Genomic DNA, 14,984 nt, shown 5'->3' with positions numbered 1-14,984 from the left:
TAATGTGCCCATGTTCGCTAAAGAACGGCAATTGGAAAAGGGAGGTTTTCAATGTGCTTTAAATTTCTTGGCGCGTCGACGGCTTTGGTGCTCTTTGCAGCACCGGCAATGGCGCAACCCGAGACCGTTACCATCTGGAGCTGGAATGTCGCCGCCTCGGCGCTGAAATCCACGGTCGAAGGCTTCAACAAGCAAAATCCGGATATCAAGATCGTCGTTGAAGACCTTGGAAACAATCAGGTTTTTGACAAGACGCTGGCGGCCTGTGCAGCCGGTGGCGATGGCCTTCCGGATATCGTAACCGTCGAGAATTTCGAGGCGGAGCTGTTCTGGAGCCGTTTTCCCGATTGCTTTGCCGATTTGACCGCACTTGGCTATACACCTGAGAAACAGGCACTTTTCCCCGATTTCAAGCGCACGGAACTGGAAATTGACGGCGTTGCCTATGCGGTTCCGTGGGATTCCGGTCCGGTTGCGATCTTTTATCGTCGCGACTTCTATGAAAAGGCGGGCATCGATCCGACAACCATCAAGAGCTGGGACGATTTCATCGCGGCGGGCAAGAAGGTCATGGCTGCGAACCCCGGCACGGTGATGGCGCAGGCCGATTTCAACGGCGACAGCGAATGGTTCCGCATGATCGCCAACGAGCAAGGATGCGGTTACTTTTCGACCGACGGCCAAAACATCACCATCAACAAACCTGCCTGTGTCGCCACGCTTGAGAAGATCAAGCAGATGAAGGATGCTGGCATCATCACGGCCGCGATCTGGGATGAGAAGATCCAGTCCAATACGGCCGGCAAGGCGGCGAGCCAGATGTTTGGCGCCTGGTATGAAGGCACGATCCGATCCGGCTCTCCCGATCTTTCGGGCAAGTGGGGCGTCTATATGATGCCGAGCCTCACGCCCGACGGCCCGCATGCGGCCAATCTCGGCGGCTCTTCGCTGGCCATCAGTTCGACGTCCAAGCACAAGGAAGCGGCGTGGAAATACATCGATTACGCGCTCACCACCAATGAGGGGCAGGTAACGATGCTGAAATCCTTCGGCCTCGTTCCCTCGCTTCTCTCCGCCGTCGATGATCCTTTCGTCAAGGAAAAGCAGCCTTATTGGGGCGGGCAGGCTGTCTGGACCGATATTCTGGCAACCCTGCCGAAAATCGTGCCGAGCCGCGGCACCGCGTTCCAGTCGGATGCGGATGCGATCTACAAGGCGACGCAGACCAAATACTTCGCGGGCGGTTATCCCGATGCGAAAGCGGCACTCGACGATGCGGCAAAGCAGATCGAAACGGCCACGGGTCTTCCGGTAGCTGAGTAGCCCGTCTGCTGTCGAGGGAACGAGTGGTGCCGCGTGTTTCTTCTCCCCGCCGGGGAGAAGGTCGCAGCAGCGGGATGAAGGGGCGACGTCAGCGTTAGACCGAGAGCTTGCCCCCTCATCTGGCCCTTTGGGCCACCTTCTCCCCGATGGGGAGAAGAAACATGCGGCACCGCCTTGCGATGGCCTTGCCCCTGAAACGGGGCGGGCCTCTTCCAAGCTTTTCCATTTATCCGGTGCACCATCCGGCATCTGGAGGTCGTCATGCCGTCAAGGAACAGGATCGCTTATGCGTTCCTTGCGCCCTATCTTCTGATTTTCGCGACATTCTGGGTCTGGCCGATCATCAGCTCGTTCATGCTGTCGTTCCAGAACACCCGTATCAATCCCTGGCGGTTCGCGCCGTCCATGAACTGGGGACGGCTCGTCTCCGATCCGGCGTTTTATAACGCGCTCTATAATACGCTGATCATTCTCGTCATTCAGGTGCCTGTCATGATCGCGCTTGCCACCGTTATGGCGGTGCTCCTGAATTCGCCGCTCTTAAAGGTGCGCCCGCTTTACCGTTTCGCCTTCTTCGCGCCTGTTGTCGTTGGGGAGGTCGCCTATGCCGCGGTCTTCCGGCTGATGTTCAGTGCCGATTTCGGCATCATCAACAAGCTCATCACGTCCGTCGGTCTTTCACCGATCTCGTGGTTCGACAATGCCAATGCGGCCATGGCGCTGGTCATCATCGCCGTCACCTGGCGCTGGGCGGGTTATAACGCCATCATCATTCTTGCCGGCCTGCAATCCATCCCCGGTGATGTCTACGAGGCGGCGACGCTGGACAAGGTGAACAAGCGGCAGCAATTCTTCCACATCACCCTGCCGCTCTTAAAACCCATCATCCTCTTCTGCGTGGTCCTGTCGGTGATCGGCACCATGCAGCTTTTCGCCGAACCTTTCCTCATCACCAATCGCGGTGGACCGGGCGGCGGCACGGAGACGCTGGGGCTGTTCCTTTACCGGCAGGGCTTCACCTCGCTCAATTTCGGTTACGCCTCGGCCATTGCCTACACCATGGCGGCGCTCGCCATCGCCATTTCGCTTCTTAATCTCTGGGTCGGGAGGGAGCCGAAATGAGATCGAAATCCAGATCGCTTCTCTGGCAGAAGATTGCGCTGCATGCGACGCTGACGCCGCTTGCCATCATCTGGCTGTTTCCGCTGTGGATGATGTTCGTATTTTCGACCATGCCCGATTTCGGCATTTTCAGCCCGGATATCGTGCTCGTGCCCTCCACCAACTTCATCGAGAATTTCAGCAACCTTCAGGCGGATACCAACTTCCTGCGGGCCATGTTCATCTCGATCACCGTTGCGATCATCTACACGGTTCTCTCGGTGTTCCTGACCTCCATGGCGGGCTGGGCGCTGGCGCGTTATCGTTTCGCAGGACGCTCAGTGGTGATCGCCATCATTCTCGGCACCATCACCCTGCCTTTCGCGGTTGTCGTCATTCCCCAATTCATCATGGTGGCGCGTGAATTCAAGCTCGCCAATAGCTGGGTGGCGCTCATCGTGCCGCCGCTGTTCAATTCGCTCGGCGTGCTGTTCATGCGGCAGTCCTTCTCGATGATGCCGACGGAGCTTTTCGATGCGGCAAGGGTGGAAGGTGTCAAGGAATGGCAAATCTTCCTGCGCATTGCTTTGCCATTGGCGCGGCCCACCATGGCAGCGCTGTCGATCATTCTCTTCCTCGCCTCGTGGAATAATTATCTCTGGCCGCTGCTGATCAACTCCCGCCCGGAAATGATGACCGCACCCGTGGCGCTTGGCACCCTTATCGGGCTCACCAAAGTGTCATGGGGCGGCATCATGGCCGGTGCGGTCTTGCTCACTGCGCCCATCCTCGTGGTTTTTGTCGCTTTGCAGCGTCACTTCATCGCCGGCATTTCCGCCGGGGCAGTCAAGTAAGGGAGGCCGCATGGCGGAACTTTCGCTCAAAAATGTCGTCAAGCGCTATGGTGCACTGAAAGTTATCCATGGTGCGGATCTCGATATTGCCGATGGCGAGTTCGTCGTCTTCGTCGGCCCATCCGGCTGCGGCAAATCCACGCTTCTGCGTATGATAGCCGGGCTGGAGGATATATCGGGCGGCGATATCAGCATCGGCGGCAGGACGGTCAACGATGCCGATCCGGCCGATCGCGGCATCGCCATGGTGTTCCAGTCCTACGCGCTTTATCCGCATATGACGGTTGCCGAAAACCTGTCCTTTGGCTTGAGGATGAATGGCAACCCAAAGGCCGATACCGAAAAGCGCGTCAGCCGCGCCGCCGAAATTCTGCAGATCAACGAGTTGATGGAACGCAGGCCGAAGCAGCTTTCCGGCGGCCAGCGGCAGCGTGTCGCCATTGGCCGCGCCATCGTGCGTGAACCGCAGGTCTTTCTGTTCGACGAACCCCTGTCGAACCTCGATGCGGAACTACGGGTGCAGATGCGGGTGGAAATATCGCGGTTGCACAAGCAACTCGGCACCACGATGATCTATGTCACCCACGACCAGACCGAGGCGATGACGCTTGCCGACAAGATCGTGGTTCTGCGGGCCGGCAATATCGAGCAGGTCGGCGCGCCGCTCGATCTTTATGACGATCCCGCCAACCGTTTCGTTGCCGGTTTCGTCGGTTCGCCGAAGATGAATTTTCTCGAGGCCACCATTATCGGTGCCGGCGCGGAGAGCGCGACGCTCTCGCTCGACAGCGATCCCGCAGTGCGGCTGACCCTGCCGCTCAAGGACCGGCTCAACGAGGGAAGCCGGGTCTCGCTCGGCATCCGGCCTGAACATTTCACGGAGATGGGCAGGGGCGATGCCGATCTTACCGTTCATGTCGATGTCGCCGAACATCTTGGCAATACCAGCTATGTCTACGCCCGCACGCAAGGCGACGAGCAGCTCATTATCGAACGTCCGGAATCGCGCGACGTTGTCAATCGCGACCGGCTGACTGTCGGTCTCTCCGCCCGCAAGGCATTTCTTTTCGACAGCGAGGGCAACCGCCTGCGCTGAAACTTCCCAAGCTCTCACATGCCAAACACCTACATGCCAAACACCTACATGAAAGACGAGGTTTTCATGACGACCGACCAACCGATCCGCTGGGGCATCATCGGCCCGGGCACCATCGCCAGGACCTTCGCGGACGGCATTGCCCATTCCCGCACCGGGAGGCTTGAGGCCATCGCCACCCGCAATCCGGACAAACCGGGTCTTGCCGAAGCCTTTGCCGGCGCGCGCATTATCCATGGCTACGATGCGCTGCTTTCCGATCCCGATATCGATGCCGTCTATATCGCTACGCCCCATACCGGCCATGCGGAATGGGCGATCAAGGCGATAAGGGCGGGTAAAAACGTGCTGGTGGAAAAGCCTATCGCGCTTTCCGCCTACGATGCCGACGCCATTTTTCACGAGGCGAAAAAGGCCGGAGTCTTTGTGGGCGAGGCCTATATGTATCGTCTGCATCCCCAGACGGCAAAACTGGTGGAATTGATTAAAAGCCGTGCGGTTGGCGATGTCCGTATCATCCGCTCCAGTTTCGGTTTCAACATGGGTTCTTTCCGGGCCGACCACCGGCTTTTCGCCAACGAGACGGCGGGCGGCGGCATTCTCGATGTCGGCGGGTATCCGGTTTCCATGGTGCGGCTGATTGCCGGTGCCGTGGATGGCAAGCCCTTTGCCGAGCCGGAAAAGGTTGTCGGTGCCGCCCATCTCGGCCAGTCGGGCGTTGATGAATGGGCTTCGGCCGTCCTGAAGTTTTCAAACGGCATCGTCGCCGAAGTGTCCTGCTCGATCATGGCGGGGCAGGACAACGTGCTGCGCATCATCGGCTCGGAAGGCCGTATCGAGGTCAAGGATTTCTGGTACGCCGCCGGCCACAAGGGCGGTACCGGCCGGATCGATATTTTCAGGGGCGACAAGACCGAAACAATCGAGATACCGGAGGATCGCTGGCTCTATTCCTTCGAGGTCGATGCGGCCGGCGAGGCGATCCGTCAGGGCAAGCGGGAATTCGACGCACCCGGCATGGCCTGGGCCGACAGTCTCGGCAATCTGCGCGTCATGGATCAGTGGCGCGCTTCCGTCGGCCTCGAATACAGCGTCGAGAAAGCAACCGCGCGCATCGCCAATATTGTAGGCGGAAAGGTCGTGGCTGGGAACGCTGTTCCCAAGCGCCAGATACCGGGCATCGCCAAACCGGCTTCTGTGGTCGCGCTCGGTTTCGAGTTTTTCCCCAATTTCGCCTCCGCATCCCTGACGCTCGATGCCTTTTACGAGGCGGGCGGCAATCTGTTCGATACGGCTTACGTCTATGGAGGGGGCAAGACCGAGGCGATTTTTGGCGACTGGCATACCAGCCGTAACGTGCCGCGCGAAGAGATCGTTCTGATCGGCAAGGGCGCGCATTCGCCACTTTGCTATCCGGACATGATCGCCAAGCAGCTCGATCAGTCGCTGGAACGGCTGAAGACGGATTATGTCGATGCCTATTTCATGCATCGCGATAATCCCGATGTGCCGGTCGGTGAATTTGTCGATGCGATGGATGCCGAAGTCCGGCGCGGGCGCATCCGCGGCATTTTCGGCGGCTCGAACTGGACACGCGAGCGCATGGACGAGGCTGCCGCCTATGCCGGGACAAACGGTAAACAGGCCCCGGCGGCACTTTCCAACAATTTTTCGCTTGCCGAAATGCTCGATCCCATCTGGGCGGGATGCGTGGCGGCATCGGACGATGACTGGAAGGACTGGCTAAAATCCCGCCAGATCCCCAATTTCGCCTGGTCCAGCCAGGGGCGTGGCTTCTTCACCGACCGCGCCGGACGGGATAAACACGACGATGAGGAAATCGTCCGCGTCTGGTATTCCGACCGCAATTTCGACCGCCGCGACCGGGCGAACGAGCTTGCCCGGAAACTCGGCCGTCACCCGATCCACATTGCGCTCGCTTATGTCATCGCCCAGCCCTTCCCGGTCATCCCGCTGATCGGGCCGCGCACGATAGCGGAGCTGGAGGACAGCCTTTCGGCGCTGGATATCAAGCTGACGGATGAGCAGCTGAAATGGCTTGAGGCTTGAGCAGCCACGGGACGGCGGGTTTTCCCGCCGTTTCCGTTTTTCACCTCCGTCATGCCGTGGCTTGATCCGGCATCCAGCCACGGCGCGTCCGCGCGGTGAAAAGAGTTTTTTGCGATCAGGGACTTGATCGCGCTAGACCCCGGATCTAGTCCGGGGTGACGGAGGGTGGATGTTGCGACCTGTAAAAAAGCACTGGGTCGGGGGGCTAATCCCGACCTCCGGCCCTAATCCTGTTTTCCTGCTTCTTTCCTCACCCGGCCGCTGATAAAGCGAAGTTGTAATGAAACCTGCCTGCACCAAAAATAAAGCGGGTGAAACAATCTACCGGGGTTCTTATGGGCGATATCGATCGAAGCCGTGCGCAGCAATTGATGGTCGAGGCGGGCATGGATGCGCTGGCGCTCTTCCAGCCGGAAGCCTTCCGCTATGCTGTCGGTGCTCATGCCGGTGTTGCGACGATGTGGGGCAGGGCGGGTTCGGCCATCGCGTTGGTGCCGGCCGATGCCGGGGCGAGATTGGCCGCCGTCGTCAGCGACCATGCCGCTCCTCTCGTCGCCATGGCCGCGCCGGATGTCGATCTGCGCCGCCACCGTATCTGGATCGATATGGTCGATCTTGGCGGCGCCTCAGGTGTTGCGCAGGTGGACGATGCCTATCGCCGCAACAATTCCGGCGGCCCGAGGCCCGAGACATTCGATCGCACAGCCTGTTTCAACCTGCTGGCCGACCTTCTGCGGGAGCGCGGCCTGTCTGCGGCGCGCATCGGCGCGGACCTCGAATTCATGCCCGCCGCCGATTTCCTCGCCCTGCGTCAGGCGCTACCCAATGTGAACTGGGCGGACGGTTCGACGGTACTGAAACGTCTACGCGCGGTGAAATCCGAACGCGAAATCGAGCTTCTAAGACGCGCAGCCGCCGCTGCAGAGGCCGGGCTGGTGGAGATGGCGGCCACCGTGCGGGCGGGAGCGGCGCTTGGCCAGCTTTCAGCCGCCTGGAAATCGGGCGCGCAGACGCATGCCCTGAAATCGGGTTTTTCGCTGAGCGGTCATTGGGATTACATATCGGTCGGTCCGACCCTGTCGGATATGGCGGCTGTCGTCACGCCGGGGGCGCTGATCAAGGCCGATGTCGGCACGTTGGTCGACGGTTATTCGTCGGATGGCGCGCGGACCTTTTCATGGGGGCCTGTCTCTCCGCTGGCGGCCGATATTTTCAAGGCGCTGGAAGCAGCCTTTGCCAGCGGGCTGGAAGCGCTTCGCCCCGGCAATACATTCGGCGCGGTGCACGCCGCCATGCTGGCTTCGATGCGCGGCCAAGGTTTCAGCGAATATTATCGCGGCCATTTCGGCCATTCCGTTGGCGGCAGTGTAGGTATCGAGGAATGGCCGTTCTTTTCGCATGAAAATCCGGAAATCATTCTTCCCGGCATGGTCGTCGCACTTGAAGCGCCCTTCTATGGCGAAGGGCTGGGCGCGCTGATGATCGAGGACCAGTTTCTCGTCGCGCCGTCCGGGGCAGAGTGCATGAACAACCTGCCACGCACCCTGCGGGATTTGTTCCGGACCTGAGTACCGGTGAGTTCAGAGAAAATCGTCGCGTCGCGGGGTGAAGCAGTCGATCAGTTCGCCCTCTTCCAGACACAGGCAACCGTGTTCGACATGGCCGGGCACAATCAGGCTGTCGCCTTTTTCGAGGTCATAGGCCTCGCCGTCGCGGTAAAAGCGGAAGCTACCGCGCGCCACATAGGTGGATTGCACATGCGGATGGCTATGCAACTTGCCTTCCGCACCGGTTTTGAAGCGGAAGGAAACGACCATCAGTTCGGGCGCTTCGGAAAGCACGGTGCGTTCGACGCCATCGTCAGGCGAAACGGTGGGGAATGTCGGAAGTTGCTGCATGTTGTCTCCAGTCGTGCAATGTCGTTATGCGGGTCGTTTTCAACGCGGTGCGCGCAGCATGGAGCGGTAACGCGTCTGGCTGCTTTTCAGGTGGTGACGCATGGCGCTTCGTGCCGCCTCTTCGTCACCGTCCTGTATCGCGATCAGGATCGCTTCATGCTCGCCGACAAGCCGGTTGAGGTCGGCGGGCGAAAGCACGGTTTCCTTGCCGTTTTCAGCGACCGCACGGCGCGGAATAAGGGTTGTGCCAAGCACCTGCAAAAACTCGCTGAAGCGCGGATTGTTGGTGGCCTCGGCAACGGCGAGGTGAAAGGCGAAATCGGCCTCGGCTGTCGGAATGCCCTTGGCTGCGCTGGCGCGAAAGGCATCGAAGGCCTCGATGATCTTTTCTTCTTGCCCCGGCGAGCGGCGGATTGCCGCAAGACCAGCGGCATCGCCTTCCACGGCGGTGCGCAGTTCAAGCATTTCGATCAGCGAGGAGACGCGGGCAAGATCGATATTGTGAAAGGGACGCCGCTCGACAGGTGCGGGTTCCAGCACAAAGACCCCGGCACCCTGACGCGGTTCGACCAGCCCATCGGACCTGAGTGAGGCGATGGCCTCACGCACCACGGTGCGGCTCACACCGAATTCCTGCGTCATCTGCGCTTCGGAGGGCAGGCGTTCGCCCGTCTTGTAACGACCCTTGGCGATCTGGCTTCGCAGTTCTTCAGAAACCTTCACCACAAGTGTCCTGCCTTGCGGGGCTGCCGGTTCGGAGGTTGTCGTTCTTGTCATCTTCGTCGCCATTCTAAAAAAGAGTGCAGGTTTGCGTCCGGTTTCCCTCGATACGTTATTCGTGGCCCGGCTTGCAATGCCGACACTCGCGCAGGATGGACCGGTTGTCGTGCCTGTCGGTCTCATATGGCATTTCACGTCGCCTTGAAGATCGGATTGTCGATGAAAGCGCCGCCCTGGAACCGCGCAATAGCGTCCTTGGGGTCCGGTTGCGGCGTTGTCTCGGCAATATGCTGTCGGAAGGCCTCGGCATTGTCTTTCGGTTTCCAGCCCAGCCAGCCGAGATGGGAATTGTCCCACCAGCCGGCATCGTTGGCCGATGCGCCCCAGACGACAGGGCAGCCGAGCACGGGCGTGCGGAAAACCGCCTCGATCAGCGAAACGAAGTCGTCATGCGAAAACCATGTCGACAGCATGCGGTGGTTTTGCGGTTCCGGCGTGCAGGAGCCGATGCGGACCAGCGCCGTCTCCTGGCCGAATTTTTCGAAATACATGCGGGCGAGGCTTTCGCCGAAACATTTGGATACGCCGTAAAGACCGTCCGGCCGGACGGGAACTTCGGGGCCAAGCCGTTCGGTCTGGGAATAATAACCGATCGTGTGGTTGGAACTGGCAAAAACGATTCGCGGCTGGCCGTGGGCGCGGGCCGCCTCATAGAGGTTATAAAGCCCGATGATATTTCCCTGAAGGATCTGCTCGAAGGGCCGCTCCACCGATATGCCGCCGAGATGGACGATGCCATCGCAACCGGCGACCATCGCATCGACGGCTCCCGCATCGGCCAGATCGCATTGCACACATTCCTCGTTCGGCCCGGCCGGATCGAGCGGCGCGAGATCGGCAAGACGCAATATCTCGGCGATCGGTGCGAGGCGCTTGCGCATGACGCGGCCGAGCTGGCCTGCCGCACCGGTAACAAGAAGCCGTTTCATTGCAATTCTCCCTAAACGAATGGACTGCGGGTCATTTAAAGCTGCGGGAAAACCCGTGGCCGACGTCTCCGCAGCGGCCGAGTTGTGCCGGCACCTCTTGACCTTGTCATACAGATCGTACAAAAAGTGGATAACATATATTATGTCCTATACGCAACAATCATGAAGGATGAGTTTGATGCTGACCGTCGAAACAAGGCAGGCCGTCAACCCGGAATTTGCAAAAACGCTCGATACGGAAGGGCTTCGCAAACATTTCCTTGCAAACGACATGTTCCGTTCCGGCGAAATCAGGCTGATCTATACCCATTACGACCGCTTCGTGATGGGCGGTGCGGTGCCTGATGGTGCGCCGCTGACGCTGGACAAGGTGGAAGAGACGAAGACGCCTTCCTTCCTCGATCGGCGCGAGATGGGCATCGTCAATGTCGGCGAGACCGGCACCGTCAGCGCGGGAGGGCAGACCTACACGCTCAATCGCGGCGATGTGCTTTATCTTGGCGCGGGCAGTGGTGCCGTCACCTTTGACGGTGCGGGCCGGTTCTACATCACCTCCTGCCCGGCGCATCGCAGCCTGCCGGCAAAGCTCGTCAGCCTTGCCGACAGCAAGGAAGTAAAACTCGGCGCGACGGAAACCTCCAACAAGCGCACCATCAACCAGTTCATTCACCCGCTCGTCATGGAAAGCTGCCAGCTGGTGCTGGGCTATACCATGCTGGAGGACGGCTCCGTGTGGAACACCATTCCTTCGCATATTCATGATCGCCGCATGGAGGCCTATCTCTATTTCGGCATGGATGAAAAGTCGCGCGTTCTGCACCTGATGGGTGAGCCGCAGGAGACCCGACATCTGTTCATTTCCAATGAGGAAGGCGCGATTTCGCCGCCCTGGTCCATTCATTCGGGCGCTGGCATCGGCTCTTACACTTTCATCTGGGCAATGGCGGGAGACAATGTCGATTATACCGACATGGACTTCATCCAGCCGGGGGATCTGAAATGAAAAATCCCTTTTCGCTTCAAGGGTGCAAGGCGCTGGTGACGGGCGCCAATACGGGGCTTGGCCAGGCAATCGCGGTTGGCCTTGCCGCCGCTGGCGCGGAAGTCGTCTGCGCTGCCCGCCGTGCGCCGGACGAGACGCTGGAAATGATAACTAAGGCGGGAGGCAAGGCCGGCGCGCTGTCGATCGATTTCGCCGATCCACTGGCGGCGAAGGACAGTTTCACTGACGCCGGTTTCGATATCCTCGTCAACAATGCCGGCATCATCCGTCGCGCTGATTCCGTCGAGTTCTCCGAACTCGACTGGGATGAGGTGATGGACGTCAATCTCAAGGCGCTGTTCTTCACCACGCAGGCCTTCGCAAAGGAACTGCTGGCGAAGGGGCGTTCCGGCAAGGTCGTCAATATCGCCTCACTGCTGTCGTTTCAGGGCGGCATCCGCGTGCCGTCCTACACGGCGGCGAAACATGGCGTGGCAGGTCTCACAAAGCTTCTGGCAAATGAGTGGGCCGCAAAGGGCATCAACGTCAATGCCATCGCGCCCGGTTACATCGAAACCAACAATACCGAGGCGCTGCGCGCGGATGAGGCCCGTAACAAGGCCATTATCGAGCGCATTCCGGCCGGCCGCTGGGGTCATTCCGAAGACATTGCCGGGGCGGCGGTTTTCCTCGCTTCGCCGGCTGCCGACTACGTGCATGGCGCCATTCTCAATGTTGATGGTGGCTGGTTGGCGCGCTGATTGTGCAAATTCATAAAATTCATCATACAACATGTATGATGAGTTGTTGACAAAGACATGGCTGGCGGATTAGGTAGTGGCCAATCCATCGAACTTGCAGAGGAATACCGATGATGAACCCTGAACAAATCAAGGCGGCGCTCGGCTCCGGCCTGCTCTCCTTCCCGGTCACCCATTTCGATTCCGAGGGCCGTTTTGCGGCCGATAGCTACAGGGCGCATGTCGAATGGCTCGCCGGTTACAAGGCGCCGGTGCTGTTTGCCGCCGGCGGCACGGGCGAGTTCTTTTCGCTGAAGCCGGATGAAATCCCGACCATTGTTTCCGCCGCCAAGGAAGTGGCCGGCGAAACGGCAATCGTTTCCGGCTGCGGATACGGCACCGAAGTCGCGGTCGATATCGCCCGTTCCGTCGAAAAGGTCGGTGCGGACGGCATCCTGCTTCTGCCGCATTACCTCATCGATGCGCCGCAGGAAGGCCTCTACGCGCACATCAAAAAAGTATGCCAGTCGGTCGGCATCGGAGTCATGGTTTATAACCGTGACAACTCCGTGCTTCAGGCCGATACGCTGGCGCGTCTTTGCGACGATTGCCCGAACCTCGTCGGCTTCAAGGACGGCACAGGCGATATCGGTCTCGTTCGCCAGATCACCGCGAAGATGGGCGACCGCCTGATGTATCTCGGCGGCATGCCGACGGCGGAACTGTTTGCCGAAGCCTATCTCGGTGCCGGATTCACCACCTATTCCTCGGCCGTCTTCAACTTCGTCCCCGGCCTTGCCAACGAGTTCTACGCGGCGCTGCGTGCCGGCGAGCGTGCCACCTGCGAACGCATCCTGACGGAGTTCTTCTATCCGTTCATGGCGATCCGCAACCGCGCCAAGGGTTATGCCGTCGCCGCCATCAAGGCTGGCGTTCGCCTGCAGGGCTTCGATGCCGGTCCGGTGCGTGCGCCGCTGAAGGATCTGACGAATGAGGAAGTTGGCATGCTCGACGCCCTGATCGGCACGTACAAGCGCAAGGTCTGATCAAGGCCTGATCCGGGCATAACGGGAGGGAGCGATGAAGATCACAGCGGTGCGCACGCATCTGCTCGAACATCGGCTGGACACGCCGTTTGAAAGCGCATCCATGCGCTTCGACCGGCGCGCCCATATTCTGGTGGAAATCGAATGCGATGACGGAACCGTCGGCTGGGGCGAATGCCTCGGTCCGGCGAGACCGAACGCCGCCGTGGTTCAGGCCTATTCCGGCTGGCTTATTGGCCAGGATCCGCGCCAGACTGAAAAAATCTGGGCCGTGCTTTATAATGCCCTGCGTGATCAGGGCCAGCGCGGCCTCAGCATCACGGCCCTGTCCGGCATCGATATCGCGCTGTGGGACATCAAGGGAAAGCATTACGGCACCTCCGTCTCTATGCTGCTCGGCGGGCGCTGGCGCGAATGCGTGCGCGCCTATGCCACCGGTAGCTTCAAGCGTGACGGCGTTGATCGGGTCTCCGACAATGCCTCTGAGATGGCGGAACGCCGTGCGGAAGGTTTCCACGCCTGCAAGATCAAGATCGGTTTCGGCCTCGAGGAGGATCTTGCGGTCATCGCCGCCGTGCGCCAAGCGATTGGGCCGGATATGCGGCTGATGATCGACGCCAATCACGGTTATACCGTCACGGAAGCCATCATCCTCGGCAACCGCGCCGCCGAATATGGCATCGACTGGTTCGAGGAGCCGGTGGTTCCTGAACAGCTCGATGCCTATCAGCGCGTGCGGACAGGCCAGCCAATACCCGTTGCGGGCGGCGAGACCTGGCACGGGCGCCACGGCATGTGGCAGGCGCTTTCCGCAGGTGCTGTGGATATTCTCCAGCCCGATCTTTGTGGCTGCGGCGGCTTTTCCGAAACGCAGAAGATTGCCACGCTGGCCACGCTCCACGGCGTGCGCATCGTGCCGCATGTCTGGGGCACCGGCGTACAGATCGCCGCTGCCCTGCAATTCATGGCGGCGATGACGCCCGATCCGGTGCGCGTCAACCCCATCGAACCGATCATGGAATTCGACCGCACGCCCAATCCGTTCCGGCAGGCCGTGCTGAAACAGCCGCTTGAGGCGGTGGGTGGCGTTGTCGCCATCCCCAACGGGCCGGGCCTCGGCATCGAGATCAACCGCGACGCACTTGTCGAATACAGGATGCCAGAGGCATGAGCACGCTTGAACGCCAGTTGACGGGCACGCCTCCGAAGCCGCCTTTTCCGAAGGGGGCCATCGATACGCAGATGCATATGTATCTGCGGGGTTATCCTGCCTTGCCGGGTGGGCCGGGCCTTCCGCCGGGCACGTTGCCGGGGCCGGACGACTATCACCAGCTCATGCAATGGCTCGGTATAGACCGCGTCATCATTACCCAGGGCAATGCCCACCAGCGCGACAATGCCAATACGCTCGCCTGCGTTGCGGAGATGGGCGAGGCGGCGCGTGCGGTGGTAATCATCGACACAAGCACGACCGAAAAGGACATGGAACACCTTGCCGCCGCCGGTGCCGTTGGCGCACGCATCATGGATCTGCCGGGCGGCGCGGTGAACCTTTCCGAACTTGAGGCGGTGGATGAGCGCGCTCATGCAGCCGACTGGATGGTGGCGCTACAGTTCGACGGTAACACGCTTCTCGACCATTTGCCGCGACTTGAGAAAATCCGCTCGCGCTGGGTATTCGATCATCACGGCAAGTTCTTTAAGGGCATCGACCCTGATGGCCCGGAGATGGCGGTGCTTTTGAAGCTGATCGACCGCGGCAATCTCTGGTTTAAATTCGCCGGTGTCTATGAAAGTTCGCGTGAAAGCTGGCCTTATGAAGATGTGGCCGCCTTTTCGCGGGTGATCGCGGCGCATGCGCCGGAACGCATCATCTGGGGCACCAACTGGCCGCATAATTCCATTCGCGAGACCGCCGCCTATCCTGACGATGCGCGTCTTGCTGAACTGGTTCTCGGCTGGTTGCCGGATGAGACGGCGCGTCATCGCGCGCTGGTGGAAAACCCTGAGGCTCTGTTCAAGTTGCCGCCATTCAAGGCGGCATAGTTTCAATTCGGGATGGTTGGGGAAGGGAGGCCCCATCGTCCTTATAAGTGAAAGGTCTTTGCATGCCGGCCCGGACGGGCGTGAAAATACGGTCCGATAGCCTTGGAGGGGCTGGGCCG

At 60.0% G+C, this 14,984-nt stretch carries 14 protein-coding genes; 11 read left to right on the top strand and 3 right to left on the bottom strand.

Annotated features, from left to right (window positions below; translation table 11 throughout):
• Nucleotides 1-51 precede the first annotated feature (51 nt).
• The 6 genes from RS75_RS11770 to RS75_RS11745 all read left to right on the top strand — a co-directional run bounded on the left by RS75_RS11770 (nt 52) and on the right by RS75_RS11745 (nt 8,012).
• Nucleotides 52-1,323, top strand: a complete 1,272-nt coding sequence (locus RS75_RS11770) for an ABC transporter substrate-binding protein (RefSeq protein WP_045020540.1) — start codon at nt 52-54, stop codon at nt 1,321-1,323.
• Nucleotides 1,324-1,584: 261 nt separating this feature from the next.
• The gene (locus RS75_RS11765; RefSeq protein WP_045020538.1) at nt 1,585-2,445 is read left to right on the top strand and encodes a carbohydrate ABC transporter permease; all 861 of its coding nucleotides are present in this window, start codon (nt 1,585-1,587) and stop codon (nt 2,443-2,445) included.
• Entirely contained in the window at nt 2,442-3,278 is an 837-nt protein-coding gene (locus RS75_RS11760; protein WP_045020536.1) for a carbohydrate ABC transporter permease, read from the top strand. Before RS75_RS11765 ends, RS75_RS11760 begins: the two co-directional genes overlap by 4 nt.
• 10 nt (nt 3,279-3,288) lie before the next feature.
• Nucleotides 3,289-4,374 carry an ABC transporter ATP-binding protein gene (locus RS75_RS11755; RefSeq protein WP_045020534.1) on the top strand — a complete coding sequence of 362 codons (1,086 nt, stop codon included), beginning with the start codon at nt 3,289-3,291 and terminating at the stop codon, nt 4,372-4,374.
• A gap of 66 nt (nt 4,375-4,440) precedes the next feature.
• Nucleotides 4,441-6,444 carry an aldo/keto reductase gene (locus RS75_RS11750; protein ID WP_045020605.1) on the top strand — a complete coding sequence of 668 codons (2,004 nt, stop codon included), beginning with the start codon at nt 4,441-4,443 and terminating at the stop codon, nt 6,442-6,444.
• 335 nt (nt 6,445-6,779) lie between these two features.
• Entirely contained in the window at nt 6,780-8,012 is a 1,233-nt protein-coding gene (locus RS75_RS11745) for a M24 family metallopeptidase (protein ID WP_045020532.1), read from the top strand.
• Nucleotides 8,013-8,024: 12 nt separating this feature from the next.
• Here the strand turns inward: RS75_RS11745 and RS75_RS11740 are convergent, their stop codons facing one another.
• The 3 genes from RS75_RS11740 to RS75_RS11730 form a co-directional block, all read right to left on the bottom strand.
• Nucleotides 8,025-8,342 carry a cupin domain-containing protein gene (locus tag RS75_RS11740; protein ID WP_045020530.1) on the bottom strand — a complete coding sequence of 106 codons (318 nt, stop codon included), beginning with the start codon at nt 8,340-8,342 and terminating at the stop codon, nt 8,025-8,027.
• A gap of 39 nt (nt 8,343-8,381) precedes the next feature.
• Nucleotides 8,382-9,119 carry a FadR/GntR family transcriptional regulator gene (locus tag RS75_RS11735; RefSeq protein ID WP_045020603.1) on the bottom strand — a complete coding sequence of 246 codons (738 nt, stop codon included), beginning with the start codon at nt 9,117-9,119 and terminating at the stop codon, nt 8,382-8,384.
• A 134-nt stretch (nt 9,120-9,253) separates the two neighbouring features.
• Complete coding sequence (locus RS75_RS11730) at nt 9,254-10,051, bottom strand: NAD-dependent epimerase/dehydratase family protein (protein ID WP_045020528.1); 798 nt, start codon at nt 10,049-10,051, stop codon at nt 9,254-9,256.
• 178 nt (nt 10,052-10,229) lie between these two features.
• Here RS75_RS11730 and kduI point away from each other — a divergent pair, with 178 nt between their 5' ends.
• The 5 genes from kduI to RS75_RS11705 all read left to right on the top strand — a co-directional run bounded on the left by kduI (nt 10,230) and on the right by RS75_RS11705 (nt 14,865).
• Nucleotides 10,230-11,054 (top strand): 5-dehydro-4-deoxy-D-glucuronate isomerase, encoded by an 825-nt coding sequence (gene kduI, locus RS75_RS11725; RefSeq protein WP_045020526.1) that lies wholly within the window; start codon nt 10,230-10,232, stop codon nt 11,052-11,054.
• Nucleotides 11,051-11,794: a 2-dehydro-3-deoxy-D-gluconate 5-dehydrogenase KduD gene (gene kduD, locus RS75_RS11720; protein WP_045020523.1), complete on the top strand. Its 744-nt coding sequence runs from the start codon at nt 11,051-11,053 to the stop codon at nt 11,792-11,794. Before kduI ends, kduD begins: the two co-directional genes overlap by 4 nt.
• A 113-nt stretch (nt 11,795-11,907) precedes the next feature.
• A complete protein-coding gene (gene kdgD, locus RS75_RS11715) occupies nt 11,908-12,819 on the top strand; it encodes a 5-dehydro-4-deoxyglucarate dehydratase (RefSeq protein WP_045020601.1) in 912 nt (303 codons plus the stop codon).
• A 34-nt stretch (nt 12,820-12,853) separates the two neighbouring features.
• Entirely contained in the window at nt 12,854-13,990 is a 1,137-nt protein-coding gene (locus RS75_RS11710) for a mandelate racemase/muconate lactonizing enzyme family protein (RefSeq protein WP_045020521.1), read from the top strand.
• Nucleotides 13,987-14,865 carry an amidohydrolase family protein gene (locus tag RS75_RS11705; RefSeq protein ID WP_084686793.1) on the top strand — a complete coding sequence of 293 codons (879 nt, stop codon included), beginning with the start codon at nt 13,987-13,989 and terminating at the stop codon, nt 14,863-14,865. Before RS75_RS11710 ends, RS75_RS11705 begins: the two co-directional genes overlap by 4 nt.
• The last annotated feature ends 119 nt before the right edge of the window (nt 14,866-14,984 follow it).

The sequence above is a fragment of the Rhizobium nepotum 39/7 genome, assembly GCF_000949865.1.
Taxonomy (GTDB): domain Bacteria; phylum Pseudomonadota; class Alphaproteobacteria; order Rhizobiales; family Rhizobiaceae; genus Agrobacterium; species Agrobacterium nepotum.
Note: the sequence above shows the minus strand (reverse complement) of the source record. Positions and strands in the feature narration are given on the sequence as shown.

Bases quoted from the DNA above. Each gene is read 5' to 3' on its own strand.
- RS75_RS11735 (WP_045020603.1), bottom strand. From the start codon at position 9,119: ATGACAAGAACGACAACCTCCGAACCGGCAGCCCCGCAAGGCAGGACA.
- RS75_RS11750 (WP_045020605.1), top strand. From the start codon at position 4,441: ATGACGACCGACCAACCGATCCGCTGGGGCATCATCGGCCCGGGCACC.
- kdgD (WP_045020601.1), top strand. From the start codon at position 11,908: ATGAACCCTGAACAAATCAAGGCGGCGCTCGGCTCCGGCCTGCTCTCC.
- RS75_RS11765 (WP_045020538.1), top strand. From the start codon at position 1,585: ATGCCGTCAAGGAACAGGATCGCTTATGCGTTCCTTGCGCCCTATCTT.
- RS75_RS11745 (WP_045020532.1), top strand. From the start codon at position 6,780: ATGGGCGATATCGATCGAAGCCGTGCGCAGCAATTGATGGTCGAGGCG.
- RS75_RS11730 (WP_045020528.1), bottom strand. From the start codon at position 10,051: ATGAAACGGCTTCTTGTTACCGGTGCGGCAGGCCAGCTCGGCCGCGTC.
- RS75_RS11705 (WP_084686793.1), top strand. From the start codon at position 13,987: ATGAGCACGCTTGAACGCCAGTTGACGGGCACGCCTCCGAAGCCGCCT.
- RS75_RS11755 (WP_045020534.1), top strand. From the start codon at position 3,289: ATGGCGGAACTTTCGCTCAAAAATGTCGTCAAGCGCTATGGTGCACTG.
- RS75_RS11710 (WP_045020521.1), top strand. From the start codon at position 12,854: ATGAAGATCACAGCGGTGCGCACGCATCTGCTCGAACATCGGCTGGAC.
- RS75_RS11740 (WP_045020530.1), bottom strand. From the start codon at position 8,342: ATGCAGCAACTTCCGACATTCCCCACCGTTTCGCCTGACGATGGCGTC.
- RS75_RS11760 (WP_045020536.1), top strand. From the start codon at position 2,442: ATGAGATCGAAATCCAGATCGCTTCTCTGGCAGAAGATTGCGCTGCAT.
- kduI (WP_045020526.1), top strand. From the start codon at position 10,230: ATGCTGACCGTCGAAACAAGGCAGGCCGTCAACCCGGAATTTGCAAAA.
- RS75_RS11770 (WP_045020540.1), top strand. From the start codon at position 52: ATGTGCTTTAAATTTCTTGGCGCGTCGACGGCTTTGGTGCTCTTTGCA.
- kduD (WP_045020523.1), top strand. From the start codon at position 11,051: ATGAAAAATCCCTTTTCGCTTCAAGGGTGCAAGGCGCTGGTGACGGGC.